The 24,340-nt window shown below is 67.6% G+C and carries 18 protein-coding genes; 8 read left to right on the top strand and 10 right to left on the bottom strand.

Annotation, left to right across the window (positions count from 1 at the left end; genetic code table 11):
• Positions 1-77 precede the first annotated feature (77 nt).
• The 3 genes from hutC to VGK32_05315 form a co-directional block, all read right to left on the bottom strand.
• Complete coding sequence (gene hutC, locus VGK32_05325; protein HEY3381168.1) at positions 78-851, bottom strand: histidine utilization repressor; 774 nt, start codon at positions 849-851, stop codon at positions 78-80.
• A gap of 2 nt (positions 852-853) precedes the next feature.
• Complete coding sequence (hutH, locus tag VGK32_05320; protein ID HEY3381167.1) at positions 854-2,419, bottom strand: histidine ammonia-lyase; 1,566 nt, start codon at positions 2,417-2,419, stop codon at positions 854-856.
• Between the two features lie 135 nt (positions 2,420-2,554).
• Positions 2,555-5,380, bottom strand: a complete 2,826-nt coding sequence (locus VGK32_05315) for an insulinase family protein (GenBank protein HEY3381166.1) — start codon at positions 5,378-5,380, stop codon at positions 2,555-2,557.
• 284 nt (positions 5,381-5,664) lie between these two features.
• Between VGK32_05315 and VGK32_05310 the strand changes: the two genes are divergently transcribed.
• The 3 genes from VGK32_05310 (at position 5,665) to VGK32_05300 (ending at position 11,986) form a co-directional block, all read left to right on the top strand.
• The gene (locus VGK32_05310) at positions 5,665-8,196 is read left to right on the top strand and encodes a 2-oxoglutarate dehydrogenase E1 component (protein HEY3381165.1); all 2,532 of its coding nucleotides are present in this window, start codon (positions 5,665-5,667) and stop codon (positions 8,194-8,196) included.
• Between the two features lie 232 nt (positions 8,197-8,428).
• Positions 8,429-9,874: an amidohydrolase gene (locus VGK32_05305; GenBank protein ID HEY3381164.1), complete on the top strand. Its 1,446-nt coding sequence runs from the start codon at positions 8,429-8,431 to the stop codon at positions 9,872-9,874.
• A 66-nt stretch (positions 9,875-9,940) separates the two neighbouring features.
• On the top strand, positions 9,941-11,986 hold the full coding sequence (locus tag VGK32_05300) for a S9 family peptidase (protein HEY3381163.1): 2,046 nt from the start codon (positions 9,941-9,943) through the stop codon (positions 11,984-11,986).
• A gap of 212 nt (positions 11,987-12,198) precedes the next feature.
• Here VGK32_05300 and VGK32_05295 read toward each other — a convergent pair whose 3' ends face one another.
• The 4 genes from VGK32_05295 to VGK32_05280 all read right to left on the bottom strand — a co-directional run bounded on the left by VGK32_05295 (position 12,199) and on the right by VGK32_05280 (position 17,426).
• Positions 12,199-12,696 (bottom strand): 3-isopropylmalate dehydratase, encoded by a 498-nt coding sequence (locus VGK32_05295; protein ID HEY3381162.1) that lies wholly within the window; start codon positions 12,694-12,696, stop codon positions 12,199-12,201.
• Between the two features lie 15 nt (positions 12,697-12,711).
• Entirely contained in the window at positions 12,712-13,998 is a 1,287-nt protein-coding gene (locus tag VGK32_05290; GenBank protein ID HEY3381161.1) for a 3-isopropylmalate dehydratase large subunit, read from the bottom strand.
• Positions 13,999-14,018: 20 nt separating this feature from the next.
• Positions 14,019-15,137 (bottom strand): isocitrate/isopropylmalate dehydrogenase family protein, encoded by a 1,119-nt coding sequence (locus VGK32_05285; protein ID HEY3381160.1) that lies wholly within the window; start codon positions 15,135-15,137, stop codon positions 14,019-14,021.
• A 240-nt stretch (positions 15,138-15,377) separates the two neighbouring features.
• Positions 15,378-17,426 carry a beta-L-arabinofuranosidase domain-containing protein gene (locus VGK32_05280; protein HEY3381159.1) on the bottom strand — a complete coding sequence of 683 codons (2,049 nt, stop codon included), beginning with the start codon at positions 17,424-17,426 and terminating at the stop codon, positions 15,378-15,380.
• Between the two features lie 216 nt (positions 17,427-17,642).
• Between VGK32_05280 and VGK32_05275 the strand changes: the two genes are divergently transcribed.
• The 3 genes from VGK32_05275 to VGK32_05265 are packed head-to-tail and all read left to right on the top strand — an operon-like array spanning position 17,643 to position 21,138.
• Positions 17,643-19,364, top strand: coding sequence for a hypothetical protein (locus tag VGK32_05275; protein ID HEY3381158.1), 1,722 nt, complete (start codon positions 17,643-17,645; stop codon positions 19,362-19,364).
• The gene (locus tag VGK32_05270; protein ID HEY3381157.1) at positions 19,361-20,356 is read left to right on the top strand and encodes a glycosyltransferase family 2 protein; all 996 of its coding nucleotides are present in this window, start codon (positions 19,361-19,363) and stop codon (positions 20,354-20,356) included. Before VGK32_05275 ends, VGK32_05270 begins: the two co-directional genes overlap by 4 nt.
• The gene (locus VGK32_05265) at positions 20,353-21,138 is read left to right on the top strand and encodes a class I SAM-dependent methyltransferase (protein ID HEY3381156.1); all 786 of its coding nucleotides are present in this window, start codon (positions 20,353-20,355) and stop codon (positions 21,136-21,138) included. The genes VGK32_05270 and VGK32_05265 overlap by 4 nt, the downstream gene beginning before the upstream one ends.
• A gap of 81 nt (positions 21,139-21,219) precedes the next feature.
• On the opposite strand, the gene VGK32_05260 is transcribed toward VGK32_05265, so the two are convergent.
• Genes VGK32_05260 through VGK32_05250 form a run of 3 tightly spaced genes read right to left on the bottom strand, consistent with a single transcriptional unit; the run spans position 21,220 to position 22,673 of the window.
• Complete coding sequence (locus VGK32_05260) at positions 21,220-22,014, bottom strand: hypothetical protein (GenBank protein HEY3381155.1); 795 nt, start codon at positions 22,012-22,014, stop codon at positions 21,220-21,222.
• A 30-nt stretch (positions 22,015-22,044) separates the two neighbouring features.
• Positions 22,045-22,437 carry a class I SAM-dependent methyltransferase gene (locus VGK32_05255; GenBank protein ID HEY3381154.1) on the bottom strand — a complete coding sequence of 131 codons (393 nt, stop codon included), beginning with the start codon at positions 22,435-22,437 and terminating at the stop codon, positions 22,045-22,047.
• Positions 22,416-22,673, bottom strand: a complete 258-nt coding sequence (locus VGK32_05250) for a hypothetical protein (GenBank protein ID HEY3381153.1) — start codon at positions 22,671-22,673, stop codon at positions 22,416-22,418. Before VGK32_05250 ends, VGK32_05255 begins: the two co-directional genes overlap by 22 nt.
• Before the next feature lie 280 nt (positions 22,674-22,953).
• On the opposite strand from VGK32_05250, the gene VGK32_05245 reads away from it, so the two are divergent.
• Both VGK32_05245 and rsmH read left to right on the top strand, forming a co-directional pair.
• A complete protein-coding gene (locus VGK32_05245) occupies positions 22,954-23,304 on the top strand; it encodes a nucleotide pyrophosphohydrolase (GenBank protein HEY3381152.1) in 351 nt (116 codons plus the stop codon).
• The gene (gene rsmH / locus VGK32_05240) at positions 23,301-24,338 is read left to right on the top strand and encodes a 16S rRNA (cytosine(1402)-N(4))-methyltransferase RsmH (GenBank protein ID HEY3381151.1); all 1,038 of its coding nucleotides are present in this window, start codon (positions 23,301-23,303) and stop codon (positions 24,336-24,338) included. The genes VGK32_05245 and rsmH overlap by 4 nt, the downstream gene beginning before the upstream one ends.
• Positions 24,339-24,340: the final 2 nt, after the last annotated feature.

The raw sequence follows: 24,340 nt of genomic DNA, 5'->3' as shown, positions 1-24,340 counted from the left end.
GGGGGACGAAGCACCGGAGGAGGCTCGAAGGATTATCGTTCCGGAGTGTATCACGAGCCCAGGGGCTCGTGCGTGGGCTATGCGAACGCCAGGGAGGCGTGAGCCTTGAACCGGGTGCCAAGGCGGTAGCGCGGACCGGGGTGGAGGCAGCGCACCCAGGTGACGAGATCCTGACCCGCCCAGGTGCGCCGGGTCAGCACGAGGCAGGGAACCGTGGACCGGATCCCGAGCAGGCGGGCTTCCTCCTTGCTCGGCGTCACCGCGTCCACGACGTGTTCCACTTCGTCGAGCGGCACGACCTGGAGAAGGTATTTGGCGGGCGTGATCTGGCGGAAGTCCTGGGATGCAAAGCGTGGTGCGGCCTTGGGGTTGACGTAGCGGTCCTCGAGCTGGATCGGCACACCATTCTCTCGATGAACACAGACGGAGTGGTACACGCGGTCCCCAGCCTTCAAGCCGAGCGCGGCCGCCACCTCGACGGCAGCGGACTCACGTTCCACCAGCACGACATCGCACGAATACGCATGACCTCGCGCCAGGACCTCGTCGGCGATGTTCGCGACGCGCAGGAGCCCCAACTGCGGCCGCTCGTCACCGACGAACGTCCCAACGCCCGCGAGCCGCACCACCTCGCCGCCGGCGGCCAGTTCACGCAACGCCCGGTTGACAGTCATCCTCGACACGCCCAGCGTGGCCACCAACTCGTGCTCGGATGCGACCCGATCGCCAGGCTTCCACTGCCCCTCGCAGATCTGGTCCCGGACGTGGTCTTTGACCACCTGGTAGAGCGGCCTGGGGGACTGGCGCGTCAGTGCCCGCTGCAGCGTCCTCCTGGCCGGCCGCTTCGCCACGCTCACCTCCTCCCGGAAGCATCGGAGTTCCGGCTCGGGAGCAGGCGCACGACGTCCGGCGGCAGGCTCGCGCCAACGGCCCAGAGCTGCATGGCCTCGATGTCCGGCGCGAAGAACCTGTCGCGTCGATACGGCGCCACGCGGGTCCGGATGTCCGCGAGTTGTGCCTCGAGGACCTCCGACGAACGGAGCGGCCGACGGAACTCGACGCCCTGCGCGGCGGCCGCCGCCTCGATGCCGACAATCGTCGCCGTATTCGATGCCATCTCGTGCAGCCGGCGGGCGCCGTTGGTGGCCATCGAGACGTGGTCTTCCTGGTTGGCCGACGTCGGCAGGCTGTCCACGCTGGCCGGGTGTGCGAGGCTCTTGTTCTCCGACGCGAGCGCCGCGGCGGTGACGTGGGCAATCATGAAGCCCGAGTTCAGGCCGCCGTCTTCGACCAGGAACGGCGGCAGGCCGCTCAGACTCCCGTCCACGAGCAGCGCGATCCGCCGCTCGGACAGCGCACCGATTTCGGCCAGGGCCAGCGCGATGATATCGGCCGCAAAGGCGACCGGTTCTGCGTGGAAGTTGCCGCCCGACACGACTTCGCCGGTGTCCGCGAAGACCAGCGGGTTGTCCGATGCGGCGTTCGCCTCGATTTGCAGCGTTCGCGCGGCATAGCTCAAGTTGTCGAGGCACGCGCCCATCACCTGCGGCTGACACCGGATCGAGTAGGGGTCCTGGACCCGGCCACAGTCGGCATGCGACGCCACGATCTCACTGCCGGCGAGCAGCCGGCGAAACGCCGTGGCGACGGCAATCTGCCCGTCCTGGCCGCGCGCGGCGTGGATGCGCGGATCGAACGGACCGAGCGATCCTCTGACGGCCTCGAGGGCGAGTGCACCCGCCGTGATCGCCGCCGCGAAGATGTCCTCGGCGGCGAAGAGCCCGGCGAGTGCCAGAGCCGTGGAGACCTGCGTCCCGTTGAGCAGCGCCAGCCCTTCCTTCGGTTCGAGCGCGAACGGACCGAGCCCGGCGAGGCGCAGACCTTCCTGAGCCGGGATGCAGCGGCCCTCGACCCTGACCTCGCCCACGCCAAGCAGCGCCGCGCTCAGGTGCGCCAGCGGGGCGAGGTCTCCCGACGCGCCGACCGAGCCTTTCGATGGCACGCACGGCAGGACGCCGGCGTTGGCCATGGCCAGCAGGCCCTCGACGACGTCCCACCGCACGCCCGAATGACCGCGGCCGAGGCTGATCGCCTTCAGCGCGATGACGAGGCGGACGACGCGGTCGGGGAGCAGCGGCCCCGTGCCCACGCTGTGCGAGAGCACCAGGTTCGTCTGGAGCTCGGCCAGCCGCTCGCCGGGAATGATGGTCTGGGCCAGCTTGCCGAATCCGGTGTTGACGCCGTAGACCACGCGGCCTTCGCGGACGATGGTCTGGACGGCCGCGCGGGCGGCGTCGACATCGGGGCGGGCCGCCGGATCGATGCGAATCGTGCCGTGGCTGACGAAGACCTCGCGCAGCTCGGACAACGTGACGTGACCGGGGCGCAGGGTGAGGGAGGCGGCGGGTCGGTTCGACATGATGGACTCACCTGTATATACAACCATAGACAACATATACCGGACGACCGCCCGATGGCGAGCGATCGGGGGTGGTCCTCAGCCGTTCGGCGAAGGCGTGAGGCCCGGGAGAGCGGGCGGGCACGCGGCCCGCCCCTACTTCGGGGCGCCGCCCTGTTCGGGGAACAGCGTCACCCGGACGTAGTTGCCGGCGTTCAGGTAGCGGCGCGCCGCGTCCTGAATGGAGCCTGGCGTCACCGCCATGTACTGCCCGGGCAGATTGAAGAACTCCTCGACATCCTCGCCGAGCTCGTACCGATCGACGATCTTCGCCACCAGCCGCGCGTTCTGCGCGTTGTCGGTCTTGTAGTCGGTCATCAGCGCTTCGCGCGCGTCGTTGATTTCCGCCTCGGTCGGCCCCTTGGCCTTCAACAGCTCGACTTCGCGGAACAGCGTCCTGACCAGTTCCTCGGTGCGCTCGGGATCGCAGCCGAACTCCACGGCGATGCTGTATCGCGCCTCGGGGATCTTGGACGCGGTTGCCGCCACCGCGACACCGTACGTGCCGCGCAGCGCCTCGCGCAGCGTCAGGCGCAGACGGGTCTCGAGGACGAGGGCGAGGACGTCGAGCGCGACCTCGTGCGGCGAATCGAACTGGACCGGTCCCGTGAAGACGATGGCGGCCTGGCTCTTGGGCTCGATCCCCTTCCGCACCACCTTCTCCACGACGCCCTGCGGCGGCGTGATCCCCTCGTTCTTCCACGTCTCGCGACGGCGGAGCGACGGCAGCGACGCGAGATACCGCTCGACGAGCGGCCGGATCGTCGCCACGTCGAAGCTCCCCGCGAACACGAACGTGAAATCGCTGGCATCGGCGAACCGGTCCCGGTAGAACGCGAAGGACCGCTGCAGGTCCATCTCGTCCACCATCGCGGGCGTCATCGGCCGCGCGCGGAAATGGTTCTGCGCAAGCGTCGTCCCGAGCATGTGCCTGAACGCCCACTCGGGACTGGCCTGCTGGTTCGCCAGCATCGCCCTCATCTGGGACGTCACCATCTGGAAGGCGGCCGTGTCCGCCCTCGGCTGCGTGAACGTCAGGTAGATGAGCTGGAACATCGTCTCGAGGTCCTTTGGCGACGCACCGCCGCCGAGGCCCTCCTCGGTGTCACCGATGAACGCGGACACCGACGCCGCCTTGCCGGACAGCGCGTTTCGAAGCTGGATGACGTCGAACTTGCCGACGCCTCCCGCGCCGATCACCTGTGCGGCGGTCATCGCCGCCACCCAGTCCTTGTCGCTGGCGAGCGATGTGCCGCCAGGGCTCGTGGCGCGGAAGACGACCTCGTCCTGCTTGAAGCTCGTCGGCTTCAAGACCACCTTCACGCCGTTCGACAATTCCCATTCCGTGATGCCGAACCGTTCCTTCGTCGCCGTCCTTGCGACGCTTCCGGGAGTGGGGATGCGGTCGAGCAACGGCTGGTCGGCCGAGACGTCGACGTACGCCTTGACATCACCCGCCCCAGCGGTCTTCAGGACGGCCGCGAGCTGCTGGCTGTCGGGCACCGCGAGGCCGGGCTTCTGCGGCGCATTGACCATGACCACCCGGCTGCCACTGGCCCAGTCCTTCGCGACCGTGTTCACTTCGTCGAGCGTGATCTCCGGCAGGAAACGTTGCACCAGCCCGTACTCGTAGGTCATGCCGGGCGTCGGTTCCTTCTGCGTGTAGGCGCGGATGAACTCTGCCGCGAGATCCGCCGATTCCTCCTTGTCGCGCTCCGCAAACGCGCTCTCATATCCCCGGAGGATCTGCCGCCGCTCACGGTCGAGTTCCGTCGCGGTGAACCCGAACCGGGCCGCGCGTGAGGATTCGGTGACGAGCGCTGCCAGGCCCAGCTCGATCCCGTCTTCCTTCACGAGCGCCATCAGTGACGCGGCTTCCTTCGACTTGACGAAGATGCCGCGCGAGATGCCGGCCCGCATGAACGGAGGATTGGGCTTCAGCGTCAACTCCATCAGCCGGGAGTTGAGCATGTTGGTGTAGAGCCGCTCGACCTGCTGCCGTCGGTAGGCGCCCACGGACTGCTGCTCCCGAAGCGGCAGCATGTTGTACAGCCCCACGGTCGTCACCGTCGCTTCCCGATCGGTGGCAATCGCGTAGAGGGTGTCCGCGTGGTCCGGCACCTCGACCGTCGGACGCGGACGACGCTGGTCGGGAACCGGGATCTGGCTGAATTGCTCCTTGGTCAGACGCTCCACGTCGGTCTTGTTGAAGTCGCCCACCGCGATGACCGCCATCAGATCGGGGCGATACCAGTCGGCGTAGAACCGCTTCAGCACCTCGGGCTTGAAGCTCTCGATGTTCTCGCGCGTGCCGATCGGATTGCGGTCGGCGTAGAGCGAGCCCCTCAGCAAAGTCGGCACCTGCTGATCCTGCATGCGGGCCGCGGCCCCCCTTCCCTGGCGCCATTCCTCGATGATGACGCCGCGCTCCTTGTCGATCGCGTCGGCGTCGAACGACAGCGTGTGGGCGACGTCGGCAAAGAACAGGAACGCATTGCGCATGGCCTCCGGGTTGTCGGTCGGCACGTGCAGCATGTACACCGTCTCGTCGAACGACGTGTCGGCGTTGACACCCGGACCGAGGCGCATCCCGATCGATTCCATGAACCGGATGAGGTCCTGCTTGGCGAAGTGCGCGCCGCCGTTGAACGCCATGTGCTCGACGAAGTGCGCGAGGCCGCGTTGATCGGCATCCTCGACGACCGAGCCGACGTTGACGACCAGGCGCAGTTCGGCGCGCTGCGACGGCCGCGCGTTGGCGCGAATGTAGTACCGGAGGCCGTTCGGCAGGTAGCCGATCGTGATGCGCGGATCGACCGGGACGGGCTGGTCGAGCGAGATGGACTGGGGCGGCGGCGGCGCCGGTCGATCCTGTGCGCTGGCGAGGCCGAGCGCAGCCAGCACCGCCGACACGAAGACCACGGCCGACGCGCGTTTCCTGAGTCCTTCGATGCAGGAATACGGCGACGTATCGGTGCCCTCAGGACTCGATGCTGGGCGAGCACAACCGGCCGCGTCCCGTGACCGCCGACCGGCGTCATCATTGCGAGTCGAAGTACAGAGCAGGAGCAGATTGGCGTTCACATACCGAGCTTACGCGCATTGAGGGGACGGTTTCAAACCGGGAGGACGACGGTGGACAAGGCCTCGGGCGATAAGCAACACTGTTCTTCGGGACATTTCCCGAACAATAGGGGCAGACGACAATGCCGCAACCGCACGAGGCCGAGATGGTCGATCGCGAGCATCGTGGAGCCGCCGCGAACGCCGCGGACGAACAGGTGCTCGATGCATTCCGGAGATGGGGATACCTCGAGGCCGGGCTCGACCCGCTGGGGCTCCTGCACGCCGAGCCCCATCCCGAGCTGACCCTGGACGGCGAGACGGCCCGTCTGGGCCGCTCCTGGTACTGCGGTTCCATCGGCGTCGAGTTCATGCACATCCCCGACCCGGGCCGCCGCAAATGGGTGCAGGAACGGATGGAACAGCCGACGCCGGGGATCGACGATCCCCGGGTGCTCGAGCGGCTGGTGCGTGCGGACCTGTTCGAGGAGGTGCTGCACGGACGCTATCCCGGCTCGAAGCGGTTCTCGCTCGAGGGCGTGACCGGACTCATTCCGCTGCTCGACGAGGTGCTCGAAACCGGGTCGGGCCACGGCCTCGAGGAGGCGCTCATCGGGATGAGCCATCGCGGCCGACTCAACGTCATGGTCCACATCGTGGGACGGGCGCCGACCGACGTGTTCGCGGGCTTCGAGGACATCGACCCGAAGAGCGTGCTCGGCAGCGGCGACGTCAAGTACCACATGGGCGCCACCGGCACGTATCACACATTGGGTGGACGCGACCTCCGCGTCAAGCTCGTGTCGAACCCGAGCCACCTCGAGGCGGTCTACCCGGTCGCCGTCGGCCGGACGAGGGCCCGCCAGACCAGGGAAGGCGACGATTCGAGGGCCCGCATCGTGCCCATCGTCCTGCACGGCGACGCGGCGTTCGCCGGGCAGGGCATCACGGCCGAGGCCCTCAACTTCTCGAGCCTGCCCGGGTACACGGTTGGTGGCGCCATCCAGATCGTCGCCAACAACCAACTGGGATTCACGACCTCCGACCGCGAGCTGCACGCGTCGCCGTTTGCCACCGACATCGCCCGCCGCCTGCCAATTCCGATCTTCCATGTGAACGGCGAGGACCTTCCGGCGGTTGCGCGCGTGGCCCGCCTCGCCACCGAGTTCCGGTATACGTATGGCTGCGACGTCGTGATCGACCTGATTGGGTACCGACGTCACGGGCACAGCGAGGTGGACGACCCGACGATCACGCAGCCGCTGATGTACAAGGCGATCAAGGACCACCCGCCTCTCTGGAGGGTGTTCGCAGACCGCACCGGCCTCGATGGGACAGCGACCGCCGCCCGGGTGCGCGCCGAGTACAACCAGGCGCAGGAAGACGGCAAGAAGGTCGAGGCGCGCGTGGCGCTGGCGCAGCTTCCCGGCTACTGGGCGCCGTACCAGGGGGGCTGCCACCACGCGTCGTTCGAGGTCGACACGGGCGCGCCAATCGACGAACTGCGGGCCGTTGCGGCGGGGATCACCACCTGGCCGGAGGGTTTCCACATCCATCCGAAGGTGAGGAAGCTGCTCGAGCAGCGAGCGGAAATGGGGGCTGGCCGGCGCCGGCTCGATTATGGGATGGCCGAAGCCCTGGCCTTCGGGACACTGCTGGTTCGTGGTCTGCCGATCCGGCTCACCGGGCAGGACAGCGAACGCGGGACGTTCAACCAGCGGCACGCCGTGCTGATCGACGTCGAGACCGAGCAGAAGTACATGCCGCTCGCGCATGTCTCTCCGGACCAGGCGCGCTGCGAGATCTACAACTCGACGCTGTCGGAAGCGGCGGTGCTCGCGTACGAGTACGGGTTCAGCCGCGACTATCCCGAGGCGCTCGTGCTGTGGGAGGCGCAGTTCGGCGACTTCGCGAACAACGCGCAGGTCATCATCGACCAGTTCCTGAGCGCGGGTGAGGACAAGTGGGGCCTGCTGTCAGGACTCGTCCTGCTCCTGCCCCACGGCTTCGAGGGGCAGGGTCCCGAGCATTCGAGCGCTCGCATCGAGCGGTTCCTGCAACTCGCCGGCGAGGACAACCTGCAGATCTGCCAGCCGTCGACCGCGGCGCAGTACTTCCACATGCTGCGACGACAGGCGCTGCGGGCCTGGCGCAAGCCGCTCGTCGTCTTCACGCCGAAGGGCATGCTGCGCCATGCCGGCTCGTCGTCTGAAATCGAGGAACTGGCGCAGGGACGCTTTCAGACCGTGCTCCTGGACGACGAGGTTCCGGCGGACGCACGCCGGATCCTGGTGGCCACCGGGAAGATCCTGCACGAGCTTCGCGCCGAGCGGAGACGCCGCGGCGATACGAGCACCGCGATTCTCGGCCTCGAACAGTTGTACCCGTTCCCGGCCACGCCGCTGACGAAGGCGCTCGACCGGTATCCGGAAGCCCGCGAGGTGACGTGGGTGCAGGAGGAGCCGAAGAACATGGGGGCGCACTTCTACGTGCTGCCCAGGCTCCGGACGATCGTCCGGCATCCCGGTGTGACGTCCGTGAAGCGCCGCGCCTCGGCGAGCCCGGCGACCGGCTCCGGGAAGGCGCATCAGATGGAGCAGCAGGCGCTACTCACCCTGGCGTTCACGACAGGGATCCACGACGACGAACCGAAGTCGATGCCCACGCTCGACTGATACGTGGTGAACGGGGCCGGCCGATTGCCGAAACCGATCGGCGCGGGATCCGGTAGGATGTCGCAGACAGCCGCGCTGCTCGCGAAGGACCGCGCGCCGGCCGACCTCGCCGCCTTCCAGAAGGCGGCTGCCGATCGCGCGCTGGCGCCGCTCGCGAGCATCACGTGCCGGAACGCCATTCCACCGACCATGCCGCATCCCGCGGATGCCGGGTGGTCTCGCCGGAGGATCCATGCTGACACGCACCCTGACTGCCGCCGCCCTCGTCGTCGTCGCCGTGCTGGCGGGATCGGCCCAGCAGCTCCCCGACCCGGCCGCCGGCATCCTGGCGTCGATCGACGCGGACAAGGACCGCTACGCGGCGGTCGCGAAGCAGATCTGGGACTTCGCGGAACTGGGCTATCAGGAGGAGCGGAGCAGCGCCCTGCTGCAGAAGACCCTGGCGGACGCGGGCTTCACCGTGTCGAAGGGAGCCGCCGGCATGCCGACGGCCTTCACCGCCACCTACGGCAGCGGGAAGCCCGTGATCGTGCTCATGGGCGAGTTCGACGCGCTGCCCGGGCTGTCACAGCGCGCCGGAGACCCGGCGCGAAGTCCCGTCACGGTCGGATCCCCCGGGCACGGCTGCGGCCACAACCTGCTGGGCACCGCGTCGGCCGCGGCCGCGATCGCCGTCAAGGCGTGGCTGCAGCAGGGACACCGCGCCGGCACCGTGCGCTACTACGGGTCGCCGGCGGAGGAGGGCGGCGGCGGCAAGGTCTACATGGTCCGCGCGGGGCTGTTCTCCGACGTCGATGCCGTCATCGGCTGGCATCCCGGAGACCAGAACCAGGCGAACCCGGCCAGCTCGCTCGCGACGATCGCCGCGACGTTCCGGTTCTACGGCACGGCTGCTCACGCCGCCGCGTCGCCCGACCGCGGCCGCTCCGCCCTCGACGGGGTGGAGGCCTTCGACTACATGATCAACATGATGCGCGAGCACGTGCCGCAGGAGACGCGCATCCACTACATCATCAAGAAGGGCGGCGTCGCCTCGAACATCGTGCCCGACTACGCCGAGGGCGAGTACCAGGCGCGGCATCCCGACATGCGTACGCTCGAGGGCATCTGGGACCGCATCCTGAAGGCGGCCGAGGGGGCGGCGATGGGCACCGGCACGCGCGTCGAGCACGAGGTCATCACGTCGTACTGGAACGTCCTGCCGAACGAAACCCTGTCGGCCGTCCAGTATCGCAGTCTGCAGCGCGTCGGCGGCTTCGACTACACGCCAGACGAACAGGCCTTCGCGGAGAAGATTCGCGCCACGCTGATCAGCCCCGCCACGCCGATGGGCGCCCAGAAGGCAGTGCAGCCGATGAGGACCGGCCTCGTCGGGTCGGCGTCCACCGACATGGGTGACGTCAGTTGGAACGTGCCGACCGCGCAGATGGGCGCCGCGACCTTCTCGCCGGGGGTGCCCGCGCACAGCTGGCAGGCTGTCGCCTGCGCCGGCATGTCCATCGGGGCGAAGGGGATGCTCGTGGCGGCCAAGACGATGGCGCTGACGGTGACCGACCTGATGCAGAACCCCGCGACGCTTGCGAAGGCGAAGGAGGAGTTCCTGCAGAAACGGGGCGGGGCGGCATTCAAGTACACGTCGGTCGCGGGCGCGACGCCGCCGTTCGACTTCCGGAAGTGACCGCGGGGCCGCCGGCGCGGCGGCCGTGTATCATCGCGCATCAACCCCGCCCCTTCGAGGCACACCATGAAGCGACACGCGATCTCCGTCTTCTCTGCTCTCGTGTTGGTGGCCGCGCTGGTGTCCCCGGCCGCGGCCGGGACCCGGCCCATGCGGTTGGACGATCTCGGCAGGCTGGTGCGGGTGTCGGATCCGCAGATCTCTCCCGATGGCCAGTCGATCGTCGTGGTGGTGGCCCGCCCGAACTACGAGGAGAATCGCAGTGACAGCGAACTGGTGCTCGTCGACATCGCCAGCCTCGCCCGTCGCCCGCTCACCGTGGACCGCCGGAGCGTCGCCCACCCGCGCTGGTCGCCCACCGGCGATCGCCTCGCCTTCCTCGCGCTGTCGGGCAGCGGCCGCGACGCCGCCCTCCAGATCTTCGTGATGCCGATGGCCGGGGGCGATGCACGCCGGCTGTCCAACTCGCCGACCGGCGTCCAGCAGTTCGCCTGGTCGCCCGACGGCAGGACGGTCGCATACGCCACGGCCGATGAGCCAGAGCAGCGAAAGGGCGCCGACCGGTTCAACCACTCGTTCGAGGTGACCAACGACAACTTCCTGACGACGGCCGCTCCGACGTCGACGCACATCTGGCTCGTCTCGGCCGACGGCGGCTCCCCGCGTCGCCTGACGAGCGGCACGTGGAGCCTTCCCGTCGCGTTTCCCCCGGGCGCGCCGGCGTCGCCGCTCTCGTGGTCACCCGACGGAAAGCTGCTGGCGTTCGTGCGGACCGCCAGCGCGCACTCGGGAGACCGCGGGCAGAGCACCGCCCAGGTGGTGGAGGTCGGTAACGGCGCGATCCGTGCCGTTGCGCGAGGGGAGAAGTTCGAGGGGTATCCGAGCTTCTCGCCCGACGGGACGCAGATCGCGTACTGGTACCCGCGGGACGGCGCACGGTCGAACGGCAACGAGGTGCACGTGGTCCCGGTCGCAGGCGGCGCCGGCAGAAGTCTCACCCGCTCGATCGATCGCAATCTCGCGCGTTCGATCTGGATGCCTGATGGACAGTCGCTCCTCGTCGGCGGCAACGACGGCTCACGCGTCTCCTTGTGGCTGCAACCGCTCGTCGGCGCGGCCCGCAGGTTGGATCTCGGGACCGTGAGCCCGGCCTCGTCGTTCTGGGTGGACGTCACCGTCGGTCGCGCCGGGTCGATCGCGTTCGCCGGCAGCGACCCCAGAACGCCTGCGGAACTGTACTACATGGCTTCGGCCTCGACCGCACCGAGGAAGCTGACGGACTTCAATGCCGACATCGCCGCGATGAGCCTCGGGCGCTCGGAAGTGATCGAGTGGAAGTCGGACGCGTTCATGCACAACGGGATTCTCACCTACCCGCCGGACTTCACGCCCGGCAGGAAGTACCCGCTCGTCCTCGTGGTCCACGGCGGCCCGCGGACGGCCTCGTTGGAGGCGTTCTCGTCACAGGCCCAGATCTTCGCCTCGCAAGGGTGGATCGTCTTCCAGCCGAACTACCGTGGCAGCGACCACCTCGGCAATGCGTACCAGAGTGCCATCCTCAATGACGCGGGCGATGGTCCCGGGCGCGACGTCATGGCGGGTGTCGCGGCGGTCAAGAAGCGCGGCGTGGTGGACGAGGCGCGCGTGGCGGTGTCCGGCTGGTCGTACGGCGGCTACATGACCACGTGGCTGGCGGGGCACTACCCCGGATTCGCCGTCGCCGTCGCGGGAGCGGCCGTCACCGACTGGCTCGACCAGTACAACCTGAACGACGGCAACGTCGGCGGGGCGGGCTCGTTCGGCGGTTCGCCGTGGACCGGGGCGCTGATGGACGCGTACCGCGCACAGTCGCCGATCACGTACGCGACGAAGATCACGGCGCCGACCCTCGTCATGTCGAACACGGGCGACTACCGCGTCACCGTGACGCAGTCCTACAAGCTCTACCACGCGCTGAAGGACAACCGCGTGGAGACGAGATTCATCGCCTATCCGCTGGCCGGCCACAACGCGGCTGACCCGGTGCACCAGCGCGACGTGCAGCGGCGGTGGATCGAGTGGATCGCCGACCACTTCGCGGGGATCCAGGGCGCATCCGCGGCAACCCGCTGACGCCAGGTGCGGGCGTGGGAATCTGAAGGGACTGGCAACGTTCGAGACGGCCCCGTGAGATCGGTGAAGCGCCGCGCCTCGACGAGCCGAAGTCGAGGCCTACGCTCGACTGACGCTGGATGGAGGCGGGCTTCGAGCCGTCCGGAATCGAGGGCTGGCCAGGAGGCACTGCAGGGGCGCAAGCCGTCGCGCCCCTGCACATCGAACGTTACCTACGCCTTGCCGTACTTCTGCAACACGCGGTGGCGCGTGTAGGCGATGAGCCCGCCGGCGTCGATGATGGCCTGCCGCGCCTTGGGCAGCGGCTCGATCGCGAACGTGCGGCCCGTGGTCTTGTTCACGACCTTGGTCTCGCCGATCTCCAGTTCATCACCTTCCGAGGCTTCGATTGCCGGGCAGATGATCGTCCTCAGGCCGAGGTTGCACGAGTTCTGCAGGAAGATCCGCGCGAAACCCTTGGCGATCACGGTCAACTCGTAGCCCTTCAGGCACGACGCCGCCTGCTCCCGCGACGACCCGCAGCCGAAGTTGTTGTTGCCCACGATCACGCTGCCCTGTTCCACCTGGCCCGACTTCAGGCGGGCGTTGAACTCGAAATCGGCGAACGCGAACTGCGGCGTCTCCGACGGCAGCACGGTCGCCATGAAGCGACCCGGGTAGATGTGGTCCGTGGAGATGTCATCTCCGACTTTCAACACGACCTTTGCCATGGCTGTTCCTCTCTCTCAGGCTCTCGGATCGGTGATGACACCCGTCAGCGCGGAGGCCGCCGCCACTGCCGGCGAGCAGAGATAGACCTCCGACTTCGGATTGCCCATCCGTCCCTTGAAGTTCCGGTTCGTCGTGGACAGCGCCACCTCACCGTCGCCGAGCGCGCCCTGGTGGATGCCGAGGCAGCATCCGCACCCCGGGTTCATCACGACGGCGCCCGCGTCCACGAGGTCCGCGAGGACACCCTGCTTCATCGCGGCCCGGTAGATCCGCCACGAGGCCGGGAACACGATCATCCGCACCCCGCGCGCCACCTTGCGGCCGCGCAGGATGCCGGCCGCGATCTCGAGGTCGTCGAGCCGGCCGTTCGTGCACGACCCGATGACGATCTGGTTCACCGTCGTACCGGCCACGTCGCCAACCGGCTTGACGTTGTCAACCGTGTGTGGGCACGCGATCTGGGGACCCAGCGAGGCCGCGTCGATCTCGAGCACCCGGTCGTACACGGCGTCGGCGTCCGGCCTCACCGCGTCAGTCGGGTCCGTCACGCCAGCGTCCTCGCGCAGGTACCGCAGCGTCTCGTCGTCGCACGGGACGATGCCCGCCGTCGCGCCGGCTTCGACGGACATGTTGCACAGCACCAGCCGGCCCGATGTCGGCATGCGTCGAATCGTGTCGCCGTGGAACTCGATGACCTTGAAATTCGCGCCCTCGGCCGTCAACTTGCCGACCACATGGAGGATGAGGTCCTTCGGCAGCACGTGGGGCGACATCACGCCGTTGACCACGACCTTGATGGTTCCGGGCACCTCGACGTTGAAGATGGTGCCGAGGGCCCAGACGCCCGCCATCTCCGTGGCCCCGATGCCGAAGGCGAAGGCTCCCATCGCCCCGTGCGTCGTCGTGTGGCTGTCGGTGCCGACGACGACCATGCCGGGACGGGAATAGCCGTATTCCGTCAGGATCTGATGACAGATTCCGCCCTCGTCCGCGCGGATGTCGTGGAAGCGGGCGATCCCCTGCTTGGCCACGAACCCGCGGATCTTCTTCTGATTGGTGGCCGTCTTCGAGCTCTCCGCGGGCACGCGGTGATCGAAGATGATGGCCAGCTTCGACGGATCCCAGACCTTCGCGTCGAGGCCGGTCCCGTTGAACACGTCCTCGAACTGGTTCATGACCAGCGCGGCGTTCTCGTGGGACATGGCCAGGTCGACGGCCGGCTCGACGACCTCGCCGACGTCCACCGAGGCCCGGCCCGTCGCCCGCGCCAGGATCTTCTGCACGACTGTCATACCCGCCATGTTCGATCTCCTTTGTGCGGCTACAGCTTCGCCGCGATCGCCTCGGCCATCTCGAGCGTCGTGGCCTTCCCGCCCATGTCGTACGTCCGGACCTTGCCCTCCGCGATGACGGCGGCCACGGCCTTCTCGAGGCGCGTCGCTTTCTCGACCTCGCCGAGCCAGTCCAGCATCATCTTGGCGGTCAGGATCGTTGCGATCGGATTCGCCTTGTACAGCCCGGCGTATTTCGGCGCCGACCCGTGCGTCGGCTCGAACACCGCCAGTTTCTCGCCGATGTTGCCCGAGCAGCCGAAGCCCAGGCCGCCGACCATCTGCGCGCACAGGTCGGACACGATGTCGCCGTAGAGGTTCGGCGCGACGAGCACGTCATAGTTGAACGGGTTCTTCAGCAGCCACATCGTCAGGGCGTCGACGTTGGCCTCGTCCATCTGGATCTCGGGAAAACCCTTCGCGACCGAGCGCGCCATCTCGAGGAAGAGATTGTCCGTCGCACGGACGACGTTGGCCTTGTGCACTACGGTGACCTTCTTGCGGCCGAACTTCCTGGCGAACTCGAAGGCGGCACGCGCGATGCGCTCGGAGCCCTTCCGCGTGTTGATCTTGCAGGACACCGCGTAGTCGTTCGCGTCGAGCGACTGGAACGGCGCAAAGGCCTTACTGAGCTTACCGAGCGTCGCCGCCAGTTCCGCCGGCACCGGCGCGAACTCGACGCCGGAGTAGAGGTCCTCGGTGTTCTCGCGGAAGATCACCAAGTCGAGGCCTTCCTTGAAGTTCAGCGGGTTGCCCGGGTACGCCTTGCACGGGCGCAGGCAGTTGTAGAGATCGAATGTCTGCCGCATCCGGACAATCGGCGAGCGGTACTGCAGCCCCTTCCCCTTCAGCGACTCGACGAGCTCCGCCTCGGCGGCCTTGGCCGGCTTCGAGGTGATCGCGCCGAACATCGCCGCGTTGACGTTCTTGAGCAACTCAATCGTCCGGGCCGGGAATGCGTCGCCCTCCGTCCGCCAGAACTCCCAGCCGATGTCCCCGTGGATGTACTCGGCGTCCAGGGCGATCCGATCGAGGATGATGCGGGCCGCCTCCATGACGTCCACGCCGATGCCGTCTCCGGGGAGCCACGCGATCTTGTACTTGGGCATGAGCACTACTCCTCAGCGCTAATGAGTTGGTCGGCCCGGGGCAGACGACGCACCCGAGCGGAAAACGGAGGTCATCGACGCAGAAAAAAATATCGACAACAGGCATCAGGACGCGTGATGTCCGACGAATGCCTGCACGGTTGCCGACAATTATATCGCTCAAACCGCAATGGCGGAACCTCCCTGAAGCCGAATTCCCCGGCCGCCGCCCGGGAGCTCCATCGGGGGATCCGACGCGGGCTACGGCCGGCGAACCCTTGGGAACTCCGTGATCCTGATGTTCGTGCAGCCATACGGGATCAGGGTCACCTCGGTCACCGGCTGGTCGGTGACGGCCTTTCCCGGGTCCGACCACGCGACGTCGGGTGGCGAGATTTCGCCGGCCCAGCCGGCGCTCAGCTTCCAGCTCGGGATCTGCCGCGCCTTCGCCGTCGCCACCACGCCCGCGCCGCCTGGTGAGAACGGCCGTTCGCCGATGGGGCGCTCTAAGAACGTCAGGCTGTCGCCCTGAGGCCCGTCGTCCACGACAATCCCGTAGTTCCACGGCGTCGTCGGGCGCACGTCGAAGTCGCCGTGCGGCAACTCACGGTGCGGCTTGTCGGCGTTCACGCGGGACCACTCCTCGCCGATCTGCAGCGAGTACACGAGCGGGCCGCGTTCCACGGCCACGGCCTCGTTGTAGCGCACGGAGGTCTTCGCGTGCATCGGGAAGCGCAGCGTGAGGTCCACGGGCTTGGTCCACTCGCGCTCGATTCGGTGCAGCGTGCCCGGAGCCATCGGCTGTTCCGGGCCTGACCCGACGCGCACCGACGGGCCCACGGCCCACGCCGGCACGCGGAGCAGGAGCGGGAAGCGCACGGGATCGCCGGGCGCGACCGTGACCTTGATGATGTCCCTGAACGGATAGTCGGTCTCCACCGTCATGGACACGGGGACGTCGCGCAGGCGGGTCTCGACGAGGCACGGGGCCCACGCTGCTGCCACCAGACCCTCGTCCGGAGTCTTCATCCACAGGTGTGCGACGAACTTCGGCCACCCCTGGTGCATGTTCGACGTGCAACATCCGAAGTTGGGCTCGAGGCCGTAGAGGTTCGACTCCGGTCCGTTGGTCGTCCAGTGGTGGTCCGGGTTGATCGTGCACTGCACCTGGTTGACCTGCTGGTCGTACTGATGCGACCACATGTCGGGCGCGAACGTCGCCGGCAGGGCATTGAACGCGACGCGCTCGAGGCGATCGCCGAACACCGGGTCGCCGAAGACCGCGAAGAGGTGTTCGAGCGAGTACATGAACTCGACGACCGAGCAGAGCTCGGTGCCCTGAAGCGGGTTTCTGCCCGCCAGGCACTCGTCGCCGGAGAACATCCCGGTGACCTGGCCGTGATGCCTGTCGAGGAACTCGATCATCGCCGTGGCGAACGCGCGATCGGTCGGGCGTTGATCGAGGCGCCAGCTCAGCGCCGAGGCCTTGGTGGCCATCGCCGTGTTGACCACGTGCTTGGTCCACTTCCACAGCCCGCGGCGCGGCGTCGGGACCGCGAGATCGTTGGTTGCGAGCAGCTTCTGGAAATCCACGCCCTGCGTGCGGAGCTTTCGCGCGAGGTCGAGCAGCCACGGCTCGTGCGTCCGCTCGTATGCGTAGAGGGTGGCGACGACCCCTTCGTACCACCGGAACTTGCCCCAGCCGTAGAGCGGCGTGCGATCGAGGCCGGCGTGGACCGCGCGCAGGCTTCGGACGACAGCGTCGAGGACGCGTCGGTCGCCGGTCGCGTCGTGATACTGGGCGAGCACCTTGTTGGCGAGGAGGATCGCCCACATGTCGTACCGCTTCGCGACGGCATCCTCGGGGTACGGACCGTACCAGCCGTCGGCGCGCTGGTGCGCGACGATGTAGTCGACGTAGCGCGAGAGGCGCGTCTTCATCGGCTGGTCGTCGAGCAGCCACGCGAGCGGGATGGCGCCGTCGAGCCAGTAGGGCGCACGCTCCCAGCCTTCCGCAGTGCCCCCGAACCACTGGCTCTGGCCGACGTCCGGCCAGAACTCGTCGAGGTGTCCAGTGAGGCCGTCGGCCTGAATCCTCAACTGGCGCTGCAGCCAGCCACGGGGCCGCACCGCACCAAGCGGCAGCGGACGGAACGCGGGCTGGGCGAGGCCGTCCGCGGCCTTCGGCGCCGGCTGTTCGAGCCCGGGCGTTGCGGCCATGGTCCCGCCTTCGGTGGCGAGCGGAACCGTGCCGGCCGCGACACCGGCCGCGACGCTCGCCAGGAACTCGCGACGGTCAAGCGTGCTCATGAGGGGTGAGTATAGCCCCGGTCCGGGCACTCCTGGGGCTCGGAGTGCCGACCGCTTCGGCGATTGACAACCGCGCATCGCATAGCGGAGACTGAGCGACCCATGAGGCCTACGACCGAATCTCCTGCAATCGGGCCCGCCGACACGACAGGGCCACACCGTCAACGCGGCGAGACCGCGGCGCTCGTTTGCCTGGCTTGTGCACCAGCCGCCTTGATGCTATGGGTCGTCTGGCGCTACGGCGTGGACGTCCCGGTGCACGATTCCTGGCACATGGTCCTTGTGTTCAGGAAGTTGGTGTCCGCACAATGGGAATGGAGCGATCTCTTCTGCCAGGTCAACGAGAGCCGACTGCCGTTTCCAAAGCTGGTGATCTTCGGGCTCGCGCTCCTCACCAATTGGAACGTCAAGGCCGAGCTGTTCCTTCAGCAGGGCATCATGGCTGCGCTGCTGGCCGCGCTGTATTTCGTGGCCCGACAGACGCTCAAGACGACGCTTCAGATCCGCCTGCTCGTTCTTGCCGGTACGTCGCTGATGCTCTATTCGCTCGTCCAATACCAGAACCCCCTGTGGGGCATCCAGTTCATCGTGTTCGTGCCGCCTTTGTGCCTGGCGCTTGGGATCCTGGTGGCGTACTCTGGCTGGCGGGCGTGGGCGAAGCGCGTTGTCGCCGCGCTGTGCTGTGTCGTCGGGATGTACTCCTTCTCGAACGGGCTCAGCCTGTGGATCTTCGTTCCGCTGGTCGTGGAATCGGTTGAGATTTCGAGACGCCCCGCTCGTCTGCGCCGGCACGCTGGCATCGCGGCGGTGGCGTTCTGGGTCGGCTGCGGCGTGCTCGCCGCGTGGGCCTACTTCCACGGTTACCAGCGACCGCCGTGGCATCCGAAGATGACCATCGCGCTGGAGCATCCTTGGGATGCGGTTCGGGCATTTCTTCTGTACTTCGGTTCGTCCGTCTACGACGGGTCGCCGAGCCACGTCGCCGTGCCGGCGCTGTTCGGTGGAGTCGAACTCGCCGTGGCGGCGACGGTGCTTGGCGTCCTGGTGAGACATCGCCGTGCTCAGGGACTGCTGGCCGCCGCTGCGCCGTGGCTTGCCTTTCTGGGATTTGGATTGCTCTCTGGTGTGCTCATCGTCGCAGGGCGGTTGGGATTCTCTCCGAGCTACTCCCTCGCGCCCCGCTATGTCGCATTTGCGTTGTGGGTTCATGTCGGCCTGCTCCACATCGTGGCCCTGCTCCTGACCCGGACGGATGCCATCAGACCCGGAACGGTGCTGCGGAGGATGGCCGTTCTCTGTGGTGCTGCGGCTGGCGTCGGGTTCATGTTGCTGCATGCACTTGCCTCGACGGCCGCGTTTCCAGAGTACCCGAAGCTCCACACCGAACGACTGCAAGCGAAGGCAGCGCTCTGGCTGATCGATGTGACTCCCCAGCCGGATATCAAGCGTCTCATTTGGTACGGCAGTTCGGACGGTTCCACGCGTTGGCTCGGACGATGGCTCGACCACCGTGGGTACGTCCGTCCCCCGTTGTTCCGCGACCTGTCGGCCGTGGCGCGCGACGAATCGCTCAGGCAGGATGTCGGCTGGGTCGACACGGTCGTCCCGCAGGCCGGGGGCGGAGTAGCGGCGGCCGGATGGTGCTACCTGCCGGGGCGGCAGGAGGCGTGTGATACGGTACTGGTGACGGCGCGAACCGCCAATGGGCGCGACGTCGCCTGCACGGTGCTGTTCCCGTCCCAGTCGCGGCCCGACGCGGCGGCCGCATTGAACGCCTCACCCGGCATCAACTACGGGTGGAGCGGGACCGCATCCTGCGGACCTGACGTGACGGCGCTGCGATTTTGGGCAGTAGACGTGGGAGCACCGAAGTTGGTGCTCCTCCGTTCCGCCTCCGGGCCCGCCGGGTCGGTGCCCGCAAAGGGAGTCGGCCGATGAGTGAGCGCGATCGGGCGGAGGTCGACGTGGTCATTCCCGTCTTCAACGAGAGCGAGAACCTGGCCGAGTTGTATCGGCGCCTCACTGCGGTCCTCACCGTGTCCTCGACCTCCCACGAGATCATCTTCGTCAACGACGGTAGCACCGACGGCAGCGGCGCGACGCTGGACGGTCTGCACGAGTCGGATCCCCGGGTGACGGTCGTTCATCTCAGCAGGAATTTCGGCCACCAGCCTGCCATTTGCGCCGGCCTCGAGCACGCCGAAGCGCGGGCCACGGTTGTCATGGACGGCGATCTGCAGGACGAGCCCGAGGCGATCCCCCGCCTGTTGGCAGCGTGGAGATCAGGCGCGGACGTCGTCTACGCGGTCCGCTCGAGACGGCAGGGATCCCTCCTCAAGCGAATGGCGTACCGCGCCTTCTATCGATTGCTGCGGTGGGTGAGCGAACTGGAGATCCCGCTCGACAGTGGCGACTTCTCGCTGATGGACCGCCGGGTCGTGGTTGCGCTCCGCAGCCTGCCGGAACGGAACCGGTTTGTCCGCGGCCTGAGGGCATTCGTTGGCTTCCGTCAGGTGGGCGTCGAGTGTCCGCGCGCGGAACGCTTCCGAGGTCGGCCCAAGTACACACTCCGCCGCCTCGTGCACCTCGCGCTCGATGGACTCGTCGGCTTCAGCGGCCGTCCCCTGTTGATCGCAACCTACTGCGGCCTGGTGTTTGCCGCCGTGTCGGTCGTGCTGATTGCGTGGGCGCTCGCCGGGTTCTTCGTCATGAAGACGACGCCGCCGGGCTGGGCCAGCCTCATGATCGTCGTTTTGGTGATGGCGTCCGTGCAACTCCTCAGCCTCGGCATCATCGGCGAGTATCTGCGGAGGATCTTCCTGGAAGCCAAGGGACGGCCGGGCTACATCACTGCCGATGTCAGGCGGACCGGCGTGATTTCGACCGGTCGGGACGCTTCAATCCCACCGTCCGGGCCACGGCCATCATGATCGAGCGCTGGTCGGTCGGTGATGCAGGCGCAGGCATGGACGAGGAGATGCTCGTCCGCCTCGCCGGCGAGATCGAGCGACATCCCTGGTGGCAGGCGCGCGCGCGGCTCACCCTCGCCTTGCTGGACCGTGCGTTCGTGATGCCGCCGGCCGACGTCCTGGACGCCGGATGTGGATGGGGTGTCACGCTGGCTGCTTTGGAGCGTCGTCGGTTCAGCGCGACGGGCCTCGACGTCTCGACCCGGGCACTCGAACGTCTCGACCAACGGGCGCGCCGCCTGATTCTGGCGGACCTCACGAAGAAGCCGCCGCAGAATCACCCCAGGTTCGATGCCGTGCTTGCGCTCGACGTCATCGAACACATCGATGATGACCGGTCGGCCGTTGCCAACGTGGCGGCCCTGGCGAAGATCGGCGGCCTGGTCGTGCTGAGCGTTCCTGCACTCCAGGAACTGTTCTCGGAATTCGACGAGGTGCAGGGGCATCGGAGACGGTACGACGAGACAATGCTGCGCCGCGCATGCGAAGGCACCGGGCTGGAAGTCCAAGAGATGCTCTGGTGGGGGCGGACGTTCGTCCCGCTCCTGCGGTGGCAGCGGAGGCGTCGCAAGGGTCACGTTGGTGAGCGTCCGGATGCCATCTACGAGCGTTACGTCAGAGCGCCACGACCTCCACTTTCGTGGGCGTTCGCTGCGATCGCAAAGGCCGAGACCAAGCTGACCCTTAGCGGGCGCGCGAGAAGCGGTACGTCGCTCTTTGCACTCGCTCGCCGGACGGCGTAAGCACCCGCGCTATTGCCAACACACGCGACGACGCTGTCGGCAGGGCGTTCGTCCGGCGGGTCCTGGTACCGGGGCCAACGGCTATCGTCCGGGCGCCGGGACCGGCGGCCCCAAGGTATCCCGGTGCGTCGAGATGAGCGTCCGCATGTAGGGCCCGACGAGGTCGACGCCGGCGAATCCGGCTTTGCGGGCCGCCTGCTCGGCGAGTTCCGGTGGGATGGTTTCACTCTCGGCATAGTGTCGCCAGTTCCGGTAGGCCCCCAGTGTCACCACGTCCCACGCCGCACCCTGTTCACGCGTGAAGATGAGCGTCTGGCCCCGTCCGCGAGCTTCGTTGAAGGCATTCTCCATGCGTCGCTCCTGGACGAGATCGTCGAACCGGCCTGGAAGCGCCTGCATCATCTCGAAATGCAGCAGTCCCATTCCGCTTACGTTCGCCCGGAATGCCTCGACGGGCGGACCCGCGACAAACAGATCTTCCTGCCACGAGAACATTGCACGGACTTGGCGGGCGAGCGTTGTCGGATCGCTGCCGCCCGTGCCGGCCACCGCCGCGCGTCTGGCCACGCGGTCACGGCCGTAGAACTCGGCGAGGCTGCCCATCGGATACACGACGAGCAGGTCCCAATGGTCGCCCTGTGAGTGCCGGACGATGAAGGGCAGTTCGTCACCGCTTGCGGCAACGAGCGGGGCCTGCTTCACGAGTGCGTCGATGAGATCGACCAGCCGACCGGGCGCGGCCTGGAGCATCGAGAACCGATAGAGATATGCGCCTTCACGCGGGCCGCCGGGCGCCTGCCCGGGCCCCTGCGCGCCGACGCCGACCACCGCACCTGCCAACAGCCCCAGCAGCGCGCCTCGACGAATCTGCTTCATCACACCCTCCGCCCCTGCACCCTGGGGACTTTACTTCGGTTTCGGCGCTGGCGCGAACACCACGAAGTACTGATACGGCAGGAACGAATGCTCCTTGACCATGCGGAAGCCGCCCTGCTCGAACTCCTTTTGCACGTCCTCGCGTGAGAGGCGCATGTCCATCGGCGGGCCGCCCGGTGTGTCCTGCTTCTGGTAGTCGACGATGGCTATCTGACCGCCGGACCTGAGGACCTTGCGGAGGAGCGCCAAATAGTGCGGGCGCTGATCGATGTGGTGCCAGGTGTCGCAGATGAATACGAGGTCCACCGACGCGGCCGGCAGCAGGGGATCGTCCGGCGGGGAGAGGATCGTCCGGACGTTGTCGAGGCTCAGGTCCCTGATTCGGCGATTGAGGTGCAGGATCATCTCCGGGCTGACGTCGATGGCATAGACACGCCCGGTCGCGCCGGCGTGCCGCGCGAACCCTCCTTCAGGCCGAGCGCCATCACCACCTCGTGCGGCTTCTGGTACGCGTCGCGTGCCGGGTCCTCCAGCACCGCGATGTAGGCCTTCGAGTCTTGATGCAGCTTGTGCATCTCTTCCATGGTCGTGGGCCGGGATTGACCGGAGAGCGCGGCCGCGACGACCACGGACAGGACCATGGACAAACGGAGCGTCATGACGTCTCTCCTCGGGGCGAGGGTGATGACGAGACGGGCGGAGGAGCAGCCGGGGGATGGACGAGCCTTGCGACGTCGGGCGGCACGTAGAGAACAGCCGGCACCGGTCGGCCATGTCGCGTGTCGCGAGCCCGGCAGACGACACCCATTCCGCCCTCGCCCGGCTTCGACTCGATGACGTCGTGCGCGAGCGTCTGTCCCAAAATGGTATCCGGCGCGATTCTACCAGAACGGCACCGCCGAACCAGGCTGGTGGACGTGCGGTGTTAGGATCGCTCCCATGCCCACCACGATCGACGCCCTGACCGCGGAGATTCGCGCGTTTCGCGACGCGCGCGACTGGAAGCAGTTCCACAACCCGAAGGAGTTGGCCGTTGCCATCACGGCTGAGGCGGGCGAACTGCTCCAGCACTTCGTCTGGCAGGATCCCGACCAGTCGAACCGCCGCATCGTGGACCACCGTTCGGAGATCGAATCGGAGATCGCAGACGTCGCGATTCTCCTCTTCGAGCTCGCCGACAACTCCAAGATTGACCTCGCGGCTGCCATGCGCAGGAAGCTCCGCCAGAACGAGGTGCGGTATCCGGTGGAGAAGGCCCGGGGCTCGAACCGAAAGTACGACGAGCTGTGACGGACGAATCCTCCACGCCTCATCGGCGTCGCCCACGGTACCGCGGCACCCATCCGCGCCGGTTCCACGAGAAGTACAAGGAACTGTCCCCCGAGAAATATCCGGAGACGGTGGCCAGGGTGCGTGCCTCGGGGAAGACACCGGCCGGCGCGCACGTGGCCGTGCTCGTCGACGAGGTGCTGCAGGCGCTCGCGCCGAAGGCCGGCGAGACGGCCGTCGACTGCACGCTCGGGTACGGCGGCCACGCCCGGGCGATCCTCGCGCGGCTTGCACCTGGCGGGAAGCTGCTGGGCCTCGATGTGGACCCGGTGGAATTGCCGCGGACCGAAGCGCGGATGCGTGCCCTTGGCCACGGCCCCGAGGCGTTCGTCACGCGGCGCTCGAACTTCGCTGGCCTGCCGCAGGTCCTCGCCGCAGAAGGCCTGGCGGGGGCGCACGCCGTCCTGGCCGACCTTGGCGTGTCGTCGATGCAACTCGACACACCGGACCGCGGATTCTCCGTGAAGGCGGCCGGGCCGCTCGATATGCGCATGAATCCTGCGCGTGGCCTATCGGCCTCCGAGCTGCTGCAGCGGACGAGCCGCGATCGACTGGCAGCCCTGCTCCTGGAGGGCGCCGACGAACCGCATGCCGACACGTTGGCCGACGCGCTGGCCGGTCGGCTCATCGAGCAGACGACGACGCTGGCCGACGCCATTCGCCGGGCGCTGCCGCAGGTCTCCGACGAGGCGCGCGAAAACAGTGTGCGCCGGGTCTTCCAGGCGCTGCGCATCGCGGTGAACGACGAGTTCAGTGCGCTCGACACGCTCCTCCGTCACCTGCCACAGTGCCTTCTCGAAAACGGGCGCGTGGCCATCATCACGTTTCACTCGGGCGAAGACCGGCGCGTGAAGAAGGCGTTCCAGGCAGGTCTGCGGGGAGGTTGGTACACGGCCATCGCCGACGAGCCGGCGCGTCCGAGCCCCGAGGAGTGCCGGGCGAACCCGCGTGCGACCGCCGCCAAGCTGCGGTGGGCCAGACGGGCGGGTGGGTAGGC

The sequence above is a fragment of the Vicinamibacterales bacterium genome, assembly GCA_036504215.1.
GTDB lineage: Bacteria > Acidobacteriota > Vicinamibacteria > Vicinamibacterales > Fen-181 > FEN-299.
Note: the sequence above shows the minus strand (reverse complement) of the source record. Positions and strands in the feature narration are given on the sequence as shown.

Bases quoted from the DNA above. Each gene is read 5' to 3' on its own strand.
- hutH (HEY3381167.1), bottom strand. From the start codon at position 2,419: ATGTCGAACCGACCCGCCGCCTCCCTCACCCTGCGCCCCGGTCACGTC.
- VGK32_05310 (HEY3381165.1), top strand. From the start codon at position 5,665: ATGCCGCAACCGCACGAGGCCGAGATGGTCGATCGCGAGCATCGTGGA.
- VGK32_05305 (HEY3381164.1), top strand. From the start codon at position 8,429: ATGCTGACACGCACCCTGACTGCCGCCGCCCTCGTCGTCGTCGCCGTG.
- VGK32_05300 (HEY3381163.1), top strand. From the start codon at position 9,941: ATGAAGCGACACGCGATCTCCGTCTTCTCTGCTCTCGTGTTGGTGGCC.
- VGK32_05295 (HEY3381162.1), bottom strand. From the start codon at position 12,696: ATGGCAAAGGTCGTGTTGAAAGTCGGAGATGACATCTCCACGGACCAC.
- VGK32_05290 (HEY3381161.1), bottom strand. From the start codon at position 13,998: ATGGCGGGTATGACAGTCGTGCAGAAGATCCTGGCGCGGGCGACGGGC.
- VGK32_05285 (HEY3381160.1), bottom strand. From the start codon at position 15,137: ATGCCCAAGTACAAGATCGCGTGGCTCCCCGGAGACGGCATCGGCGTG.
- VGK32_05280 (HEY3381159.1), bottom strand. From the start codon at position 17,426: ATGAGCACGCTTGACCGTCGCGAGTTCCTGGCGAGCGTCGCGGCCGGT.
- VGK32_05275 (HEY3381158.1), top strand. From the start codon at position 17,643: ATGCTATGGGTCGTCTGGCGCTACGGCGTGGACGTCCCGGTGCACGAT.
- VGK32_05270 (HEY3381157.1), top strand. From the start codon at position 19,361: ATGAGTGAGCGCGATCGGGCGGAGGTCGACGTGGTCATTCCCGTCTTC.
- VGK32_05265 (HEY3381156.1), top strand. From the start codon at position 20,353: ATGATCGAGCGCTGGTCGGTCGGTGATGCAGGCGCAGGCATGGACGAG.
- VGK32_05260 (HEY3381155.1), bottom strand. From the start codon at position 22,014: ATGAAGCAGATTCGTCGAGGCGCGCTGCTGGGGCTGTTGGCAGGTGCG.
- VGK32_05250 (HEY3381153.1), bottom strand. From the start codon at position 22,673: ATGACGCTCCGTTTGTCCATGGTCCTGTCCGTGGTCGTCGCGGCCGCG.
- VGK32_05245 (HEY3381152.1), top strand. From the start codon at position 22,954: ATGCCCACCACGATCGACGCCCTGACCGCGGAGATTCGCGCGTTTCGC.